Here is an 18,521-nt window from a genome sequence, read left to right as displayed (position 1 = left end):
GTAACAGCCTATGCGCGCGTATCGCCGATGAAAAAAGCACCGCGAGCGGTGCTTTTCGTTCCAAAGCGACGCGCTTCAGAAGCGGTGACGGATGCCCGTGGTCACCACACCCTGGTACTTGCTCGACGACGGCGCGTCCGTACCGAACACTTGCGTTTCAATCGTGCTGCCGTTCGCGCCGATATGCGCGACGCCTTCAACGTACAGATCGGTGCGGCGCGACAGCGCGTAGCCGGCCTGACTTTCGAAACAACGCCCCGCCGACGCTTCCGTCGATATTTTCAAACAGTTAATTGCGCATTTCGTAATGAATCTTTTGCGCTGGCCCGGTTATGCTTCGGCTTGCGAGAAGTGACTCCTTCATCGAGGATGTCTCCAAATCTTTAACGCGGCTTCGGCCGCGTTTTTTTTCGCCCTCCCGCTTTGTTCCTTACGCTGTTCCTCGCTTTGCCACCTCGACTATCCGCGCCGGCGCAACCGGCTGCGGACCATATGTACAACCTACGTACAACCCCGCGCTGCGACGCGATGCGGCGCGACAACACATCACGCGAGCAACGCGACTTGCTCGTCGATTCCATCCAGCATCGCATTGCATTTGCGCATCAGCAGCAACCCGTCGCTGCGCAAGCGCTCCGGCGTCTTCGCGGTGATGTCCCGGCGATAGTCTTCCAGCGCGTTGAGCAATGGCGGATATTGCAGCACGCCCGCCGCTCCCGCCACCCGGTGATGCCACTCACGCAGACGCTCGACCTCAATGCGCTCGAGGAGCGGCGCCAACGCCAGCACATCTTCGCGCACCGATGAAACGAACGATTCGAGCAGGGCCTTGACGGTCGATTCGCTGCCCCACAGTTGCGTCAGGTGAGCCAGGTCGACCGGCACGAACGGCTCGGCACCACCGCGCGCATCCGCTCCGGCGATCGGCGGCGTAGTGACGGTTTCGGCGGGCGCGGCTTGCCACGCGCTGTCACTGCCGAACCAGCGGCTCAGGTAGTCACGCAGCGTAGCGAGCCGGGTCGGCTTGACGAGGCAATCGTCCATGCCGGCGTCAGGACATAGATTCAGGTCCTCGGGCGCGGTGTTCGCCGTAATCCCCAGGATCGGCAGACGATGCGCGCCGCCCCGTTCCCGCTCCCGGATGCGCCGTGCCAATTCGTAGCCGGACAGGTTCGGCATGTGGCAGTCCGTGATCAGGAAACCGTAGCGGGTCCGGTCGAGAGCCGCCAACGCTTCGGCGCCGTCGTTCACTACGTCGCAGGCAAAGCCGAGCAGGGCCAGTTGATGACGAATCAGTTCCTGATTGACCGGATGGTCCTCCGCCACCAGGATCAGCCGGCCGCTCGCGATCGCGCGCTCGCGGTCCGGCGGCACGGCGCCGCCTTCCGGCGTGCGCGGCATGCCCACCGCACGCGGCGCCACCGACGGCAAGCCGGCCATCGTAGCCGCGCACGCCGCACCCAGACCGCGCCACGAAATGGGATTGACGCTGACTCGCACGTTGCCGTCGAGGATTCGATAGCCGGTCGGCTTCGGTTTCTCGGTGAGGCAGATGAGCCGCGAATTCCCCTGTACTCCTGCCGGCAACGCCACCTCTTCGCCGACAAAGATCAGGTCCACGTCCACTAGCGCGTCAGGCTTGCCCAGTTCCGCCGCATTGGGCGACACAAGGCGCAGTTCGAGCCCAAGCGCCTCGCCGAAATGCATGAGCGCCTGCGCCACTCGCGTGTCGCACGTTGCCACCACGCCGCGCTTGCCGCGCAGGCCGCTCACCGAGTAACGCGGCGACTCGACCGGCATGGCGAGGCGCACCGTCATGCGAGTGCCGACGCCAGGCTCGCTGTGCAATTCGAGTGCGCCGTCCATCAGATCGATCAGCTTGCGGCAGATCGTCAGGCCCAGACCCGTGCCGCCGAAGCGGCGAGTGGTCGACGACTCCGCCTGCTCGAACGGCTCGAACAGCCGCGCCTGCACTTCCGGCGCGATGCCGATGCCGGTGTCCTCGACGGTCATTTCGAGCGTCTGAGCGCCGGCGCTCCGCCCGACAACCTCGACTCGCACGTCGACCTCGCCCTGCGGCGTGAACTTGATGGCGTTGCCCAGCAGGTTGAACAGAATCTGCCGTAATCGCACGCTGTCGCCTCGCAGCGTGGCTGCGACCTCAGCCGCAATATCCACGCGCACTTTCAGGCCCTTCTCATGAGCGCGGCCCGCCAGCAAGCCGACTGCATTGTCGACCAGTTCGCGCATGTCGATGGACTCGGCTTCGATCGTCAGCCGCCCTGCCTCGATTTTCGAATAGTCGAGCAGGTCGTCCAGAATCTGCAGCAGCGCGCCCGCCGACTCGTGAATCATGCTGAGCATCCCCCCCTGATCCGCATTCAGCGGCGTGCGCTCCAGCACCTCGACGAGGCCAAGCACACCGTTCATCGGCGTGCGGATTTCGTGACTCATCATGGCGAAGAAATCGTCTTTGGCACGCGAGGCCGCTTCGGCCACATCACGCGCGCGCGCCAATTCCGCCGAGCGCGCGTGCTCCAGACTCGCGTCCACCCAGTAGCCACTCCACACGACTGAGCCATCGTTCTCGCGACGCGGCACCAACTCCGCGCGCCCCCACTTGAAGTCATGCTCGCCGTCGAAGCGAAACTCCATATTGACAGGCGTTTCGCAGCGAGCCGATCGTTCCAGCTCAGCCAGCACAAAAGGCCGGTCTTCCTCGCACACGCGGCGGAAGTCGATCTCGTCGAGGCGCATCAGCGACGCGTCGCCGCCCAGCAGATGTCGCGTGTCGCCGCCGATATACGGGAGCGAGTACATGCCGTCCGCGGCACGCCGTAGTTGAAATACGACCGCCGGCAATGAGCGCGTGACATCGAACAGACGGCGCTCGGTTTCGCGCGCCAGCATTTCGGCGCGCCGGATATCGGTAATGTCGACCATGGTTCCGAGCACGCAACTCGGCTTACCGTCGCCGCCGTGGCAGAGCTGGGTCCAGAACAGGCCATGCCGTGAGTCGCCGGCACCGTTGGCGAATTGAAGCTCCACCTTCGCCGGCTCGTTAGCGCTCAGCAAGTTGCGCGCTATATCTTCCAGGACGCGGCTGTTTGCCTCGCCCCACACCTGAACACCCTGCGTGGTGCGCCCGATGACGGCTTCGCGGCGCAAACCGCACGCTTGCTCGTACGCCCGGTTGATCGCGATGTAACGGCCATCCAGGTCTTTGGCGGCGAGCGGATAGGGGATCGTCTCCATCATGGTTTCCTGAAAGTTCAGCTGCACCGCGAGTTCGCGTTCGGTCTGCCTGCGCAGCCGCACTTCCCGTTGCAGCAGCAGATAAGCCCGCAGCGTGACCAGCAACGCGACGCCGATGCCGATCAGCAATGGCAGCAGACGTATCGCGGTAACACTCCAGGTTCCCTGGCTTATCGTGCTGCCGGCCACCCACTTTCGCCGGATGCGCAGCTTCTCCGCGGCCGGCATGGCCAGCAACGCGCGGTCGATCAGACCGGCGAGCCGGCCGAGATCGGGGCGGACAGCAAAACCGAGCGCGTCGGATTCGCCGACCGCGCCGATAATCTTGAGGATACCGACGTAACGTTGCTTGAGCAGGACGTCGATGGCGGCCACGTTGCCAACCAGCACGTCTGCCTGGCCGCTCGCGACCATCTTTAGCGCGTCGTCGAGACTGGGCGCGACGACGACATGGTTTGCCGGAATGTTGTCGATCGACAGCGGAATCGAACCAGCGATATGCGACGAAACCACGATGCGGCGCGAGGCGAAATCGTTGAGCGCGCGCGCGGCTGGTTCGTCTTCGCGTCCGACGATCACCAGCGGATAGCTTTCGTACGCACGCGTGTGCCGCGCGTTCTTCAGACGCGGATCACGGCTGGAGGACGTCGCGAGGATGGCCAGATCGCCACGCTGGAAGGCTTCGATGGTGGCGGGCCAGTCGGCGGTGCGAGCACGGTTGAACACGACACCCAACGCGCGGCTCAGATAATCCAGATATTCTGCGGCGATGCCGGCAGGATGACCGGCTTCGTCCGCATAGCTAAACGGCGGCCAGCCGTTATCGAAACCCACCTGCAACGGCGGTAGCGAATGCAGCCAGGCCTGCTCTTCCGATGTCAATGTGAGGCGCCGCGCTACGGAGGCCGCCTGCGCGTCGAAGCTGCCGGACAGCCAGCGCACTCGAATCGCCGAGTCGTCGGCCGGATTCATCGAGGCAAGCGCGAGGTCGAGCTGATCGCGCAACGCGCCGCGATTGCGGGGCACCGCAAAGCGCATGGCGGCGATCTTGCTGTTTTCCTCGAACGCGACGCGCAGGCTGCGGAACTCCTGGGTGGCCAGCGCATATTGAACGGCCGGTGTGATACCGAGGTATGCATCCGCGTCCCCCTGCGCGAGCGCCGACAGTGCCGCATGGGTACTGGCGAAAGTTTCAATCTGCGCGCGAGGAAAGCGCTCGCGCAGCGATCTTTCGAGCGCAAACCCTTTCTCTATAGCGAGGCGGGCGCCGCTCAGCTGGGCGGGGCCGGCGTACGCATCACCGTCCCGCCTGACCGCCACCGAGGTGGTTGTACGAAAATACGGCGCGGTGAAACTGAAACAGCGTCCGCGCTCCGGCGTCCGGGCAACGCTCATGATCAGGTCGACCTTGCCGGCGCAGGCCGCGGCCAGCAGTTGCGGCATGTCAGGAAACGCTTTGCCTTCGATGACGACGTCCGGGCCCACGAGCGCGCGCAAGTAGTCGGCGCTCAAGCCCGTCAGCTGGCCGTCTTCGAGGGCGTCGAACGGCAGCCAGCCATTCGCTAGCACGCCCACGGTCAACTTCGCAGGAAAGGTGCCGGCGGCTTGCACTTGCGATGAACCCGCAAACGGCTGGGCAGCAACTGTCGGCATCCGCGTGACGAAAAACGCGAATACGACAACCAGCCACTGCGCCACACGTCGCAGTGCCCTGCTCACGACGACACCGTCCTGGACTTTCATAAGTGATGCCGGGAAATGCTGAGAGGCGCCGCTCACGCGGCTTCGCCGTGTTCACGGGAAAGCGCCGCAGCGGCGTGACCGGCCGGCTTGCCCCATAGAAACGAGAACAGCGCGCCGGCGGCGACACCGCCAGACATGGGCGCGGCCCAGAACAACCAGAGTTGGTCGAGTGCCCAGTTGCCGACGAACAACGCCTGGCCTGTGGAGCGAGCGGGATTGACCGAGCCGTTGGTGACCGGAATCGACACCACATAGACGAGCGTCAGACACGCGCCGGTGACGAGCGGTGCGATCGATTTCAAGCTTCGCCGGCTGCGCACCATCAGACTAACCATGACGAAAGCGAACGACAGCGCAAGCTCAGTGGCAAGCGCCGAGTGAAATTGATAGTCGGAAGGAGAGTGATCGCCGAACCCATTCGCGCCGAACTCGCTCGCGGCCAGTTCGAAGCCGGGCCGGCCACTCGCCACGTAAGCCAGCAGGGCTGCACCGGCAATCGCCCCGAGAATCTGGGCGACGACGTAGGGCAACAGATCGCGAATCGGGAACCGTTGCGCAATCGCAAAGCCGACCGTGACAGCCGGGTTGAAATGCGCGCCGGAGAGGCCGTAAAACATGTAATTGGCCATGGCTAGCGCCAAACCGAACGCAAGCGACGTCTCGAGCGCACCGTACTCCTGCTGGGCGGCGGGGGTATTCAATACGATGCTGCCGCAACCGACGAACACCAGCCAGGCCGTTCCTGCGCCCTCCACCAACAACCGCTTACGTAGCGCTACCATCCCGCCTCCCAGCCCGATTATTTGTTCACTGGACAGACGGCGCCGCGCTCAAGCCACGAGCCTTCCGCTCAGATTGATTGACGGTTCTGTGCTGCTCAGCATGACGAAATGACACGCTGTTAGGTGCGTGCACGAAAAACCGTCGTTAATCAGGAACTGTGGAATGGCAACGCTGCCGGATCAATCAGACTATTCCCAAATTCGTAGGAGTTATTGACGGAGCATGGTGGTTGTTCTCTCAGGCCTGTCAGGTCAACCCTATCTGCCTGGCGTATTCGATGAGGTCGTTGTCCGTTTCAAGGCCGAGCTTGCGCATCGCGCTGCGTTTCTGCGTGCTGATGGTCTTGCCGCTGCGCTGCAGGCGCACTGCGATCTCGTAGACGGCGAGGCCTTGCACATAAAGCTGGAAGACCTCCCATTCGCGCGCACTCAGGACACCCGCGCGAGGCTGCAGCGGAGCATCGGCGGCTTCGATCGCGACGCGCGCCTGATCCGACAGATAGATGTCGCCGGCAATCACGGCGTCGATCGCATCGATCAACGCCGTGGTGGTGTCGCGTTTGTCGACGATGCCGGCTACACCAATGTGCAACAGGCCCGAGAGCATGTGCGCATGGCGGATCATCGTCAGTATGACGACGCAAGGATGGGGCCGAACCCGCAGCAGCCGGCGCAGGAACGACACGACGTTGTTGCCGCCGTGGATGCCCGGCATGCCGATATCCGACACGATGACGTCGCACGCATGGGTGTCGAGCAGCTCAGCCAACGTTTCGGTGTCGGGCGCCTCGCCGACTATGTCGACGTGCGGCACGGTTTGCAGCAGACGGATGACGCCAAGACGAACGCAGGCATGATCATCGGCCACGATGACGCGGATCTTCTGTGTCATTTTGTTGTTGTCTTATCGGCTGGCATGCCCTGCACACGGTGTGCATCCCCGGGCTATTCCAGACCATTTTCTGTTCGTCGCGCCGCCTGGGCGGCGCGACGCCTCGCCGGCTCAGCGCCGGTTTTGCAGGCGATCGTCAGGGATCACGCCGTGTTCGACGGCGAAGCGGAACAACTCCGCGTCGCTGTTAAGAACGAGCTTGCGCATTGCGGTACATTTCTGGGCGCTGATCGTCTTCACGCTGCGCCCCAGCCGGGCGGCAATCTCCGTTACGCCGAATCCGGAAGCGTATTGGGTGAACACCTCCATTTCGCGGCGCGACAACACCTGACGAACGAAATCGAGCCGCCGCGCCATCGCCGCGTCGTCGATCATCGCGCGGACCGCGGGCCCGAGATAGCATTCGCGCGCCAGCGCGGTGACGATGGCGACATGAATCAGATCGATCCGGTCCCGCTTGCTCACCAGCCCATTCACGCCGAGCGCGATAACCTTCTTTAACGCCTCGGCTTCGGTTTCCATGGTGAGTACGACAAGCGCAACGTCGGGATACCGCACCTTGAACTGCCTGACGGATTCCAGCCCGTCGCCATAGAAACCACCCGCCATGTGAAGATCCATCAGAACGAGGTCGCAAGGAATGCGGTCGACCTCCATGAAAAGCCCGGCAGCGTCAGCCGCGCGACCGACGATCTGCATGTTCGGATAACCCACCATCATGCTTTCGATCGCCAGCAGAACCAGTGGATGATCGTCCGCGATGATGGCGCGAATCGGCGTATTGATGTCGGCGTTATCGTTCATCTTCTTTTTCTCCCCTGTACCTGAAATTCCCGTCGCTCTCTTCGTAGCAACTGGCCCTGCCGCGATCATTCAACACTCCTGCGCCGATAAAAATAAGATCGCTCTTAAATGAATCAATTTTCCAACCGGATGATTGCTTCGACAGGCGATCTAAGCTTCGATCAACCCATTCGCGCGAACATAAGCAAAGAGACCGGGGGTGTTGGCGACACCAATTTTGGCCATCGCGTCGCGCTTTTGCCGGCCGACGGTGCGGCGATGGCATCCGAGCGCCGCGGCAATCTCAGAGATCGACTGACCACGCACGAGCATTCTTATGATTTCCGTCTGCTGTTGGGATAAACGTGGATTCGGGCGCAGATCGCACGCTTCGCTTTCAGGCTGCGCAAGCGCTTCGACGATCGCGCGGCCGATGTGGATCTCTCCTTTGCCGCTCGCCAGAATCGCATGCCATAGTTCATCCAATGTTTCCGTTTTGCCTAACATGCTGACTGCGCCGTCCGACACAATGGAACGCAAGATAGCGACGTTCGTCAGCGTCGTCATCACGACGACGCGTAGCGATGGCCAGTCACGTCGGATTCGCCTGATGAGCCGTAGGCCGTCTTCGACCGCGCCGGATGCCTCGGGCATCGTGAGATCGGTGACGAGCACGTCGCATGGTGTGCTCTGCAACAGTTTGATCAACGAAGTGGGAGTGGACGCCTCACCGACGATCGCGACATCGGCATGCGTTTCCAGCGCAGCGCGAACGCCAAGCAGAACAAAGGGATGATCGTCCGCCAGAATGACTCGAAGGTTCACGATGATTTCTCTCATTTTTTGTAGGCGTATTCGGCGCACGCGTAAGGAGAACGCAGCTCACGCCACGCACGCTCCAGCGCCCCCAGGCCTTGGACGGAAGCGCCAAGATCGGCCATAAAACCATCGCTACAAACCTGCGAAAATCGGAATGTTCCGAATCCGAGAGAAAATCTGATAGACCCTTGCGGTGCTATCAGCATCGGAATACATAGCGCTTCTAGATTCTGTTTTTCAAGACTCGGCGCAGCTGCATCTCAAACCCGCGCCGTCGTCATTCTGGTCGCGCGAGCCGCACGCGGAAACACCGGCAACGCAATCAACGCACACACGCTGGCGACCACCCACACCATCGGCCACGAACCCACCGACAACAACGGCGGAATCGCCAGCGGCGTCAGGAACAGCGTGAGAAAGACACAGGTATTGCCCATCGCCAGCGCCGTACCGGCGCGGCTCGTGCCCGCGAGCGTCGCAAGTTCCGTGAAAGCGACGCCGTGCCATGCGGATGCGCACACGCCGCCCAGCGCGATCATCAGCGCGAACACCGCGGTCATCTGCGCGTGCCGCATGCCGGCTACCGCCGTCACCAGCGCGAGCGACGCGAACAGCACCGCTGTCAGCAGACTGCAGGCGCGCATATAAGCACGGCGATTGCCGCGCCGGTCGGTCCAGCCGCCGCTCCAGACCCGCGCAATCGCAGCGCCTGTTTGCACCGCGGCCATTGTCGCGCTGATCGCCAGCACGCCGGCACGGCTGAAATCGTGGAGAAAGACTGTCCCGAACGTCACGACGGCGAGCTGCGGCACGCACAGCACACCGCTGCCGAGCGCGACGCGCCAGATGCCGACGTCGCGCAACGGAGAAACGCTCGCCGGCGCTCCGCCCGAAACGGCTCCGCCATGAGACGCGCCCGCCCCCTTCACTTCGACGTGCGATGGTTCGTGCAGCCAGCACCACGCAAACGCGGCGGTCATCGCGCACGCCAAAGCGAGCACGGCGTATACGCTCGCAAAGCCGAACCTCGACGCGAGCGCCGGCAATATCAGCGCGCCGAGCCCGCCGCCCGCCGGCATCGCGGTCTGGCGAATACTCATCGCGAGGCCGCGTTCACCCTCGCGAAACCAGGCCATCACCGCGCGGCCGCTCGAACCGTTGACACTGCCGCCGAGCAGGCCGACCAGAAGCAGCCCGAGCGCGAGCATCGAAGCGCTCGGCACATGTGTGCCGGTGGGCGCCGCGAACAACGCCAGTGCCGCCAGCGCCACAGCCGTCGAGCCGAGCCCAAGCAGCAGCACGCGACGGTCGCCCCAACGGTCCGTCAGCAGTCCCCAAGGCAATTCGCTGACCGCGATGCCCAGTCCGAGCATGCCGAGCACCAGCCCCAGGCCATGATTGTTCAGGTGATAGCCCGAGCGCAGAAATACGGCCGTGGTCGGAATGCCCGAAAACGCCGCGGAGAAACTTGCGTTCGCCGCAAAGCCGACCCCCAGCACCTTCCACCGATGACTCGCCGCGCGCTCGCCCAACGCCCGCACGGATGCAACCGGTTCGTTTCCCATGACGCCCCTCGGCAAGAATGAATTGGGGGTATCCTACGGCTGTGCCAACCATCGGGAAAGCCGGAAAATCAGATGGCTTCTATCGGATATACCGAATCATGAGTCAACGTGGATTCGATCTGACGCAGTTGCGGACCTTCGTCGCCGTCGCCGAATCGGGCAGCGTCTCGGCAGGCGCGGAACGCGTGTTCCTGTCGCAATCGTCGGTGAGCGAGCAGTTGAAGAAACTGGAAGAGCGCGCCGGCCAGCCGCTTTTCGTGCGCAGCAAGCAGGGCGTCACGGCGACACCGGCGGGCAGCCGCCTGCTCGATCACGCGCGGCGCATTCTTGCGATGAGCGAAGCGGCGTTCGAAGACCTGCAAGGCCGCTCGCTCGACGGAGAACTGCGCATCGCCATCACGGACTACTACCGTCCGCACGATATCGCGCGCATTCTCAAGACCTTTTCGGAGCAGCACCCGCGTCTGAAGCTGCACGTCACCGTGCTGCCGAGCGCCGTGATCGACAGCAGCGCCGCGGACGATACCTCGTTCGACATCGGCCTGTCGTTGCGGCTCGTGACGCCAGGCAAGCGGGCCGCCCGGCAGCGCACCGGCGCCGCCTCCAGTGCGCAAAGCACCGTCGTGCGCCGCGAGAAGCTGCTGTGGGTCAGTGCGGCCGATGCCAGCCCGCGTCCGGCAACGCCCTATCCACTCGTGCTGCTGCCGTCGAGCTGCCAGTTGCAGCGCTTCGTCGTGAAGCTCCTCGACGAGCGCAAGGTGCCGTATCTGGTGTCGCATTCCGCTTCCGGGGTCGCGGGCTTGCAACTCGCGCTGAAGGCAGGGCTCGGCATTTCCTGCCTGAACGAATCGTCGATCGGTGCGGGCGTGGTCGCATGTCCGCCGAGTATCGGACTGCCGCCGCTGCCGGCGGTCGAGTTTCATCTGTTGCCGGGACGAATCGGCGAAAGCGAATGCGTGAGCAACGCACGCACGGCGTTGATGCAGCTCTTCTGCTGACGCACGCAGCGTTGCGGTATGCACGTCGGCCTGAACAGTTCAGGTTGGACAGGAGACTTGCACCCCCAAGCTGTTGCGCATGCTCGGCACACATGAAAAACCCCGCACAAAGGCGGGGTTGATGTTTACATTCTGCGGTTACAAAACCTCAAAACGGAATATCGTCGTCCATCTCGTCAAAGCCGCCGCCGGCCGGCGCGCTCGGGCGGCTGGAACCGCCACCGCTGCCACCGCGCGAGGCGCCGCCGCCCGAAACCGCACGGCCACCACCGCCGCCGCTACGCTCCGACGGTTCGCCGCGGCTATAACCGCCTTCGTCACCGCCGCCGCCCATCGAGCCGCCGCGGCCACCCAGCATCTGCATCTGCTCGGCGATGATTTCCGTCGCGTAACGGTCGGTGCCGTCCTGCGCCTGGTACTTACGGGTGCGGATGCGCCCTTCCAGATACACCGACGAGCCCTTCTTCAGATATTCCGACACGATTTCCGCGAGGCGGCCGAAGAAGGCCACGCGGTGCCATTCGGTCGCCTCTTTGAATTCGCCGGACGCCTTGTCCTTGTAACGGTCCGTCGTTGCAAGGCGAATGTTCGCCACTGCGTCGCCGCTCGGAAGATAACGGACTTCCGGATCGGCTCCGAGATTGCCGACGAGAATGACCTTGTTCACGGATGCCATGAGTTTCTCCTGTTGATTCCATTGCGGGCGGCGCGGCAACACACGGTTCGCGTCTCATGGCCGGCAGGCCCGAGACCCGAACTGCGCCTCAGCCCGCCGCCGGGTGAGTTCTGGATGGGTCCTGAGACCCTGTTACGCCTTGCGCGGCGGCTGTTTCATATTTGCGGCGATTATAAGCCAGCACAAAACCAGCCCCGAACAAGTAAAGAACACGGCGCTTTGCCCGTCCGCTTTCAGCAGCCAGCCGCCGATCATCCCACCCAATGCCAGACCGATCGACTGGGTGGTGTTGTACACGCCGGCCGCCGCGCCCTTGCGGGTGCCCGGCGCCAGTTTCGACACCAGCGAGGGCTGCGATGCTTCAAGAATATTGAAGCCGAGAAAGTAGACGAAAAGAATCGCCGCCACACTCAGAATCGTATGCGGTGCGACGCCCAACAACAACTGTCCGATCAGGATAAGACCGATGGCGGACAGCAGCACGATTTTCATTTTCCCGCGCTTTTCGGCGGCGATAATCGCCGGCACCATCATCACGAACGAGAGGCCCATCACCGGCAAATACACTTTCCAGTGCGACGCGACCGGCAGCCCGCCGGCTTCGAGAATGCGCGGCACGACGAGAAACAACGCGGTTTGCGTCGCGTGCAGCACGAGCACGCCGAAGTTCAGGCGCAGCAGTTCGACGTTATGCAGCACTTCCGCGAACGGCGCGCGCACGTGCACCGGCTTGGGCGCATCGGGCACGATCCACAGCACCACGCCGACCGCCAGAATCGAGAAGATGCCGACCAGCGTGAACAAGCCGCTCATGCCGACCCACTGGAACACGATCGGCGCGCCGACAATCGCGACTGCGAAGGAAACGCCAATGCTGCCGCCAACCATCGCCATCGCCTTGGTGCGATGCTCTTCGGCGGTGAGGTCGGCGATAAAGGCGATCACCGCCGACGACACCGCGCCCATTCCCTGGATCACCCGGCCGACGATGATCCACGTCATATCGTGCGCGCCCGCCGCGATGAAGCTGCCAAGCGCGAAAATCAGCAGGCCGGTGGCGATCACCGGCTTGCGACCCACCTTGTCCGAGATCCAGCCGTAGAAGATGTACAGCATCGACTGCGTCACGCCGTACGCGCCGAGCGCAATGCCCACGAGCAGCACATTGTCGCCGCCCGGGACAGTCTTCGCGTAGATCGAGAACACCGGCATGATCATGAAGAGACCGAGCATGCGCAGCGCAAAGATCGCGGCAAGCGACACGGTCGCGCGCAATTCAGGCGCGCTCATGCGTGAGGAGGTGGCGGACGGATTGGACATCGGAAGCGTTCTTTGAATGAGCTGGGCGGCATACCGCTGGCGGCCAGCCCCCCCGCGGGGCGGCTACAACCGGGTGACAATCGGGTGACAATCGGGTGGCAACCGGGCAACAACCAGGCGGCGGACCGCAAAGCAGTGGAAAGCATGCGGCACATGAGCTGGCGGCCCTTGCTGCGGTTTCGCTCGGGCCTCGCGGTACGTTGCAGTTGCCTCGCAGTTGCCTCGCAGTTGCCTTGTACTCGCGCGAAATGGCCCCAGTTAGCTCCATTCCCCGCAGCGCTGGACCGCGGCCTTACAGCTTGCCTCAGTTCCTGTTCAGGCTGTCAGGAAGCCGTAACGGCGGTCTCGAAAAGTCGTTATAGTAGCAGGTTTAGCCTCTTCCTCTTTCCGCCAGTTCATGGAATAAATCCGTGGAACAAATCCGTATCCGTGGGGCTCGCACCCACAACCTGAAGAACGTCAATCTCGACCTCCCACGTCACAAGCTCGTCGTCATTACGGGCCTATCCGGCTCGGGCAAATCGTCGCTCGCGTTCGACACGCTCTATGCGGAAGGGCAGCGGCGCTACGTCGAAAGTCTCTCCGCCTACGCACGCCAATTCCTGCAATTGATGGAAAAGCCGGACGTCGATCTGATCGAAGGGCTGTCCCCGGCGATCTCGATCGAACAGAAGGCGACCTCGCACAATCCGCGCTCTACGGTGGGCACGGTCACCGAAATTCACGACTATCTGCGGCTGCTGTACGCGCGCGTCGGCACGCCTTACTGTCCGGATCACGAAATACCGCTGGAAGCACAAAGCGTCTCGCAGATGGTCGATGCGGCGCTCGCGTTGCCGGAAGAGACCAAGCTGATGATCCTCGCGCCCGTGGTGGCGAACCGCAAGGGCGAGCACGTCGAACTGTTCGAGGAAATGCAGGCGCAGGGCTTTATCCGCTTTCGCGTGCGCTCGGGCGGCGGCACCGCGAACGAAGGCGTCGCGAAGATCCATGAAGTCGACTCGCTGCCGAAGCTCAAGAAAAACGACAAGCACACGATCGATGTAGTCGTGGATCGTCTGAAAGTGCGCGGCGATATGAAGCAGCGCCTCGCCGAATCGTTCGAAACGGCGTTGCGTCTCGCCGACGGCCGCGCGATCGCACTCGAAATGGAGTCGGACAAGGAGCATCTGTTCAGCTCGAAGTTCGCCTGCCCGATCTGCTCGTACTCGCTGCAGGAACTGGAGCCGCGCCTCTTCTCGTTCAACAACCCGATGGGCGCGTGCCCGGAATGCGACGGCCTCGGCCAGATCACATTCTTCGATCCGAAGCGGGTGGTCGCGCATCCGTCGCTGTCGCTGGCGGCGGGCGCGGTGAAGGGCTGGGACCGGCGCAACCAGTTCTACTTCCAGATGCTGCAAAGTCTCGCGGCCTTCTACGAGTTCGACATCGACACGGCCGTCGAGGATCTGCCGGAAAAAGTCCGCAAGATCCTGCTGTTCGGTTCGGGCAAGCAGGAGATTCCGTTCTCGTACATCAACGAACGCGGCCGCACTTCCGTTCGCGAGCACGTGTTCGAAGGGATCATCCCGAATCTGGAGCGGCGTTACCGCGAGACCGATTCGGTCGCGGTGCGCGAAGAACTCGCCAAGTATCAGAACAACCAGCCGTGCCCGGCTTGCGCCGGCACGCGGCTGCGCCGCGAAGCGCGTTTCGTGCGGATCGGCGCGGACGGCGACGCGCGCGGCATCTTCGAGATCAGCGGCTGGCCGTTGCGCGACGCGCTCGGCTATTTCCAGACGCTGCGGCTCGAAGGCTCGAAGCGCGAGATCGCCGACAAGGTCGTCAAGGAAATCGTCGCGCGCCTCATGTTCCTGAATAACGTCGGGCTCGATTATCTGTCGCTGGAACGCAGTGCCGAAACGCTGTCGGGCGGCGAGGCGCAGCGCATTCGTCTCGCCTCGCAGATCGGCTCGGGGTTGACGGGCGTGATGTATGTGCTGGACGAACCGTCGATCGGTCTGCATCAGCGCGACAACGACCGTCTGATCTCCACGCTCAAGCATCTGCGCGACCTGGGCAACTCGGTGATCGTCGTCGAACACGACGAAGATATGATCCGCATGGCCGACTACGTGGTCGACATGGGGCCGGGCGCGGGCGAACACGGCGGCATGGTGATCGCCGAAGGCACGCCCAAAGAGGTGCAGGCGAACGCGGCGTCGATGACCGGACAGTACATGTCCGGCGCCCGCAACATCGAATTTCCGGACGAACGCAAGGACCCGGACGAGCGGCATCTGCGCATCGTCGAGGCGTACGGCAACAATCTGAAGCACGTGTCGCTCGATCTGCCGGTGGGTCTGCTGACCTGCGTGACCGGCGTGTCCGGCTCGGGCAAGTCGACGCTGATCAACGACACGCTGTATCACGCGGTCGCGCATCACCTGTACGGCTCGTCCACGGAGCCGGCGCCGTACGAATCGATCGAAGGCCTCGAGCACTTCGACAAGGTCATCAACGTCGATCAGTCGCCGATCGGCCGCACGCCGCGCTCGAATCCTGCCACCTACACGGGTCTCTTCACGCCGATCCGCGAGCTGTTCGCGGGCGTGCCGGCGTCGAAGGAGCGCGGCTACGATCCGGGCCGCTTCTCGTTCAACGTGAAGGGCGGGCGCTGCGAGTCCTGCCAGGGCGACGGCGTGCTGAAAGTGGAGATGCACTTTTTGCCGGACGTGTATGTTCCCTGCGACATCTGCCACGGCAAGCGCTACAACCGCGAAACGCTGGACGTGCAGTACAAAGGCAAGAACATCAGCGAAGTGCTCGACATGACGGTCGAGAGCGCCTATGAGTTTTTCAAGCCGGTGCCGGTCGTCGCGCGCAAGCTGAAAACCTTGCTGGACGTGGGCCTCGGCTATATCAGGCTGGGCCAGTCGGCCACCACCTTGTCGGGCGGCGAAGCGCAGCGCGTCAAACTATCGCTGGAACTGAGCAAGCGCGACACCGGTCGCACTCTCTATATTCTTGACGAGCCGACCACCGGCCTGCACTTTCACGATATCGCGCTGCTGCTGGAAGTTATTCATCGGTTAAGGGATCAGGGTAATACCGTCGTGATCATCGAGCATAATCTCGATGTAATCAAAACTGCCGACTGGGTCATCGATCTTGGCCCGGAAGGCGGAGCGGGCGGCGGCCAAATCATTGCGCAAGGGACGCCGGAGCAGGTTGCCAGGTCGAAGGCAAGTTTTACCGGTAGGTATCTGGCGCCTTTGCTGAAACGCACTGCCAGTAACAAGTAACGCAGCACAACACGGGTTGGGGACGGGAATAAGCCATGGCCAAGCGGAATCAGGCGCAGGACGACGGGCAAGTGCAGGACCTACGTCCGCGCCCGGTCAGGCTGACGAGCGATATGAGCCTGCCGAAGCTGTCGGCGGTCGAGATCGGCAGTTATGTACTGATGCTGGTCGGAATGTGGGCGGTCATCGAACTGCGGCTGCTCGGCGCGCTGCTCGCCGGCCTGCTCGTGTTCCAGCTGGTGCATATGATCGCGCCGCGCATCGAGCAGCATATGTCGAGTCAGCGTGCGCGCTGGCTCGCGGTGGTGATATTGTCGGCGGTCATTGTGGGTACGCTGACGGGCTTGACGCTCGGCATCATCGAGCATTTCGAGAACGACGTGCCGAGCGTGCAGAAGCTGCTCGACCAGGCGATGCAGCTGATCGACCAGGCGCGCGGCCGGATTCCGCAATTCATCGCCAACTACCTGCCGGTCGACACCGAGCAGATGAAGACGAAAGCGGCCGAGCTGATGCAGACGCACGCCAATATGCTGCAGCAAAGCGGCAAGACCGCGGCGCGCGCGTTCACGCATATCCTGATCGGCATGATCATCGGCGCGATCATCGCGGTCGGCGCGCAGCAGCATATGCAGCGGCTGCCGCTGTCCACGGCCTTCGTCACGCGCGTGACACGTTTCGCCGATGCCTTCCGCCGCATCGTGTTCGCCCAGGTGAAGATTTCCGCGATCAATGCGACCTTCACCGGCATCTTCCTGCTGGCGGTGCTGCCGATCTTTCACGATCAGCTGCCGCTGTCGAAAACGCTGGTGCTCGTGACCTTCATCATCGGCTTGCTGCCGGTGATCGGCAATCTGATCTCGAACACGATCATCGTCGCGGTGGCGCTGTCGGTGAGCTTTCCGGCGGCGATCATGTCGCTCGTGTTCCTGATCCTGATTCACAAGCTGGAGTACTTCCTGAACGCGCGCATCGTCGGCGGCCAGATCGAGGCGCGCGCCTGGGAACTGCTGATCGCCATGCTCGTGATGGAAGCAGCGTTCGGCCTCCCCGGCGTGGTCGCCGCGCCGATCTTCTATGCGTATATCAAGCGGGAATTAATTTATCTGCGGCTGGTTTGAACTTCCGGCGAACTGAACCGGAAGAAAACGGCACTCCGGTGCCGTTTTTTATGCTCAGAGTCGATGCGAGCGTTCAGCGGCAGAGTGCGACGGAAAGCTTGCGGTAGAGTACGTAACTCCCAAGGATGCGAATAATTTCCATTTGCACAACACACCTTCTGTGACGCGCCATTCCCTTCCCTCTGTCGTCCCGCCGGCTCGCGCATGGGGCCGTTTTTCGTTCGCCTGCACCGCTGGTTCGGCGTCGCCAGTGCGCTGTTTCTGTTTGTCGCTGGACTCATCCGGCGCGCGCCTGCAGTTCGCGCGCCGGTCCGCAGACCAGCTGGCCGACAACTGCAAGCGCCTCAAGCGCTTCTAGCGAAACACCACCGTCTTGCTGCCGTTCAACACGACGCGATGCTCGACGTGCCACTTCACCGCGCGCGCGAGCGTCACGCATTCGACGTCGCGCCCGATCGCCGTCAATTGCTCCGGCGTCATGCTGTGATCCACACGCTCCACTTCCTGCTCGATGATCGGGCCTTCGTCGAGATCCGTCGTCACGTAGTGGGCGGTTGCGCCGATCAGCTTCACGCCGCGGTCGAACGCCTGGTAATACGGCTTCGCGCCCTTGAAGCTCGGCAGGAACGAATGGTGAATATTGATCGCGCGGCCCGCCAGCGCTTCGCAGAGCTTCGGCGACAGAATCTGCATGTAGCGCGCGAGCACCACCAGATCGACCTGATGCTCGTCGATCACTTCGAGCACGCGTGCTTCCTGCGCGGCCTTGGCGTCGGGCGTGCCGCCCATCAGCGGGAAGTGATGGAACGGGATGTCATAGCTGGCGGCGAGCTGGTAGAACTCCTTGTGGTTCGAGATGATCGCCGGAATCTCGATACCCAGCTGACCGGTGCGGTAGCGGAACAGCAGATCGTTCAGGCAATGGCCGATCTTCGACACCATGATCACGACGCGCGGCTTCACCGACGCATCGTGCAACTCCCAGCGCATGCCGAACTGTTCGGCGAGCGTCGCGAACGAGGTGCGCAACGCATCCAGACCCGGATCGCCGCCCACCTGCTGAAAATGCACGCGCATGAAGAACTCGCCGGTGCGGCTGTCGCCGAACTGCGCGGAGTCGAGAATATTGCTGCCACGTTCGAACAGAAAGCCCGAAACCGCGTGGACGATGCCGGGCCGGTCGGCGCACGACAGTTTGAGGATAAAGCTGTGATCGGTCGACATGACCTGGGTGACTCCCTTCTTCAATGCGTGGTTTGTTCGCGTGGTTTCTTTGCGTGGTT

Annotated in this window: 13 protein-coding genes; 3 read left to right on the top strand and 10 right to left on the bottom strand. The window is 62.8% G+C overall.

All coding sequences use genetic code 11. The annotated features are described in order from the left end of the window. Positions 1 to 75: 75 nt before the first annotated feature. The 7 genes from AC07WT_RS02100 to AC07WT_RS02070 all read right to left on the bottom strand — a co-directional run bounded on the left by AC07WT_RS02100 (position 76) and on the right by AC07WT_RS02070 (position 9,839). Entirely contained in the window at positions 76 to 285 is a 210-nt protein-coding gene (locus tag AC07WT_RS02100) for a hypothetical protein (RefSeq protein ID WP_492591959.1), read from the bottom strand. 261 nt (positions 286 to 546) lie between these two features. Next, on the bottom strand, positions 547 to 4,998 hold the full coding sequence (locus AC07WT_RS02095; protein WP_494945872.1) for an ATP-binding protein: 4,452 nt from the start codon (positions 4,996 to 4,998) through the stop codon (positions 547 to 549). A gap of 32 nt (positions 4,999 to 5,030) precedes the next feature. Continuing rightward, the gene (gene aqpZ, locus AC07WT_RS02090) at positions 5,031 to 5,780 is read right to left on the bottom strand and encodes an aquaporin Z (protein ID WP_494945871.1); all 750 of its coding nucleotides are present in this window, start codon (positions 5,778 to 5,780) and stop codon (positions 5,031 to 5,033) included. Between the two features lie 247 nt (positions 5,781 to 6,027). Beyond that, positions 6,028 to 6,672: a response regulator gene (locus AC07WT_RS02085; RefSeq protein WP_494945870.1), complete on the bottom strand. Its 645-nt coding sequence runs from the start codon at positions 6,670 to 6,672 to the stop codon at positions 6,028 to 6,030. 111 nt (positions 6,673 to 6,783) lie between these two features. Continuing rightward, positions 6,784 to 7,476 carry a response regulator gene (locus tag AC07WT_RS02080; protein ID WP_494945869.1) on the bottom strand — a complete coding sequence of 231 codons (693 nt, stop codon included), beginning with the start codon at positions 7,474 to 7,476 and terminating at the stop codon, positions 6,784 to 6,786. Between the two features lie 150 nt (positions 7,477 to 7,626). Then, positions 7,627 to 8,295 (bottom strand): response regulator, encoded by a 669-nt coding sequence (locus tag AC07WT_RS02075; RefSeq protein WP_494945868.1) that lies wholly within the window; start codon positions 8,293 to 8,295, stop codon positions 7,627 to 7,629. A 239-nt stretch (positions 8,296 to 8,534) separates the two neighbouring features. Then, positions 8,535 to 9,839 (bottom strand): MFS transporter, encoded by a 1,305-nt coding sequence (locus AC07WT_RS02070; protein WP_494945867.1) that lies wholly within the window; start codon positions 9,837 to 9,839, stop codon positions 8,535 to 8,537. Between the two features lie 98 nt (positions 9,840 to 9,937). On the opposite strand from AC07WT_RS02070, the gene AC07WT_RS02065 reads away from it, so the two are divergent. Continuing rightward, the gene (locus AC07WT_RS02065; RefSeq protein ID WP_494945866.1) at positions 9,938 to 10,837 is read left to right on the top strand and encodes a LysR family transcriptional regulator; all 900 of its coding nucleotides are present in this window, start codon (positions 9,938 to 9,940) and stop codon (positions 10,835 to 10,837) included. Between the two features lie 148 nt (positions 10,838 to 10,985). Here AC07WT_RS02065 and AC07WT_RS02060 read toward each other — a convergent pair whose 3' ends face one another. Next, the gene (locus AC07WT_RS02060) at positions 10,986 to 11,513 is read right to left on the bottom strand and encodes a single-stranded DNA-binding protein (RefSeq protein ID WP_492591951.1); all 528 of its coding nucleotides are present in this window, start codon (positions 11,511 to 11,513) and stop codon (positions 10,986 to 10,988) included. A gap of 132 nt (positions 11,514 to 11,645) precedes the next feature. After that, positions 11,646 to 12,833 carry an MFS transporter gene (locus AC07WT_RS02055; RefSeq protein WP_492591950.1) on the bottom strand — a complete coding sequence of 396 codons (1,188 nt, stop codon included), beginning with the start codon at positions 12,831 to 12,833 and terminating at the stop codon, positions 11,646 to 11,648. 410 nt (positions 12,834 to 13,243) lie between these two features. On the opposite strand from AC07WT_RS02055, the gene uvrA reads away from it, so the two are divergent. Further along, complete coding sequence (gene uvrA / locus AC07WT_RS02050; RefSeq protein ID WP_494945865.1) at positions 13,244 to 16,117, top strand: excinuclease ABC subunit UvrA; 2,874 nt, start codon at positions 13,244 to 13,246, stop codon at positions 16,115 to 16,117. A gap of 35 nt (positions 16,118 to 16,152) precedes the next feature. Next, entirely contained in the window at positions 16,153 to 17,238 is a 1,086-nt protein-coding gene (locus AC07WT_RS02045; protein ID WP_492591948.1) for an AI-2E family transporter, read from the top strand. A 354-nt stretch (positions 17,239 to 17,592) separates the two neighbouring features. On the opposite strand, the gene purU is transcribed toward AC07WT_RS02045, so the two are convergent. Beyond that, positions 17,593 to 18,462, bottom strand: a complete 870-nt coding sequence (gene purU / locus AC07WT_RS02040; RefSeq protein WP_492591947.1) for a formyltetrahydrofolate deformylase — start codon at positions 18,460 to 18,462, stop codon at positions 17,593 to 17,595. Positions 18,463 to 18,521: the final 59 nt, after the last annotated feature.

This window comes from Paraburkholderia sp. GW821-FHT02A12 (assembly GCF_059422005.1).
Note: the sequence above shows the minus strand (reverse complement) of the source record. Positions and strands in the feature narration are given on the sequence as shown.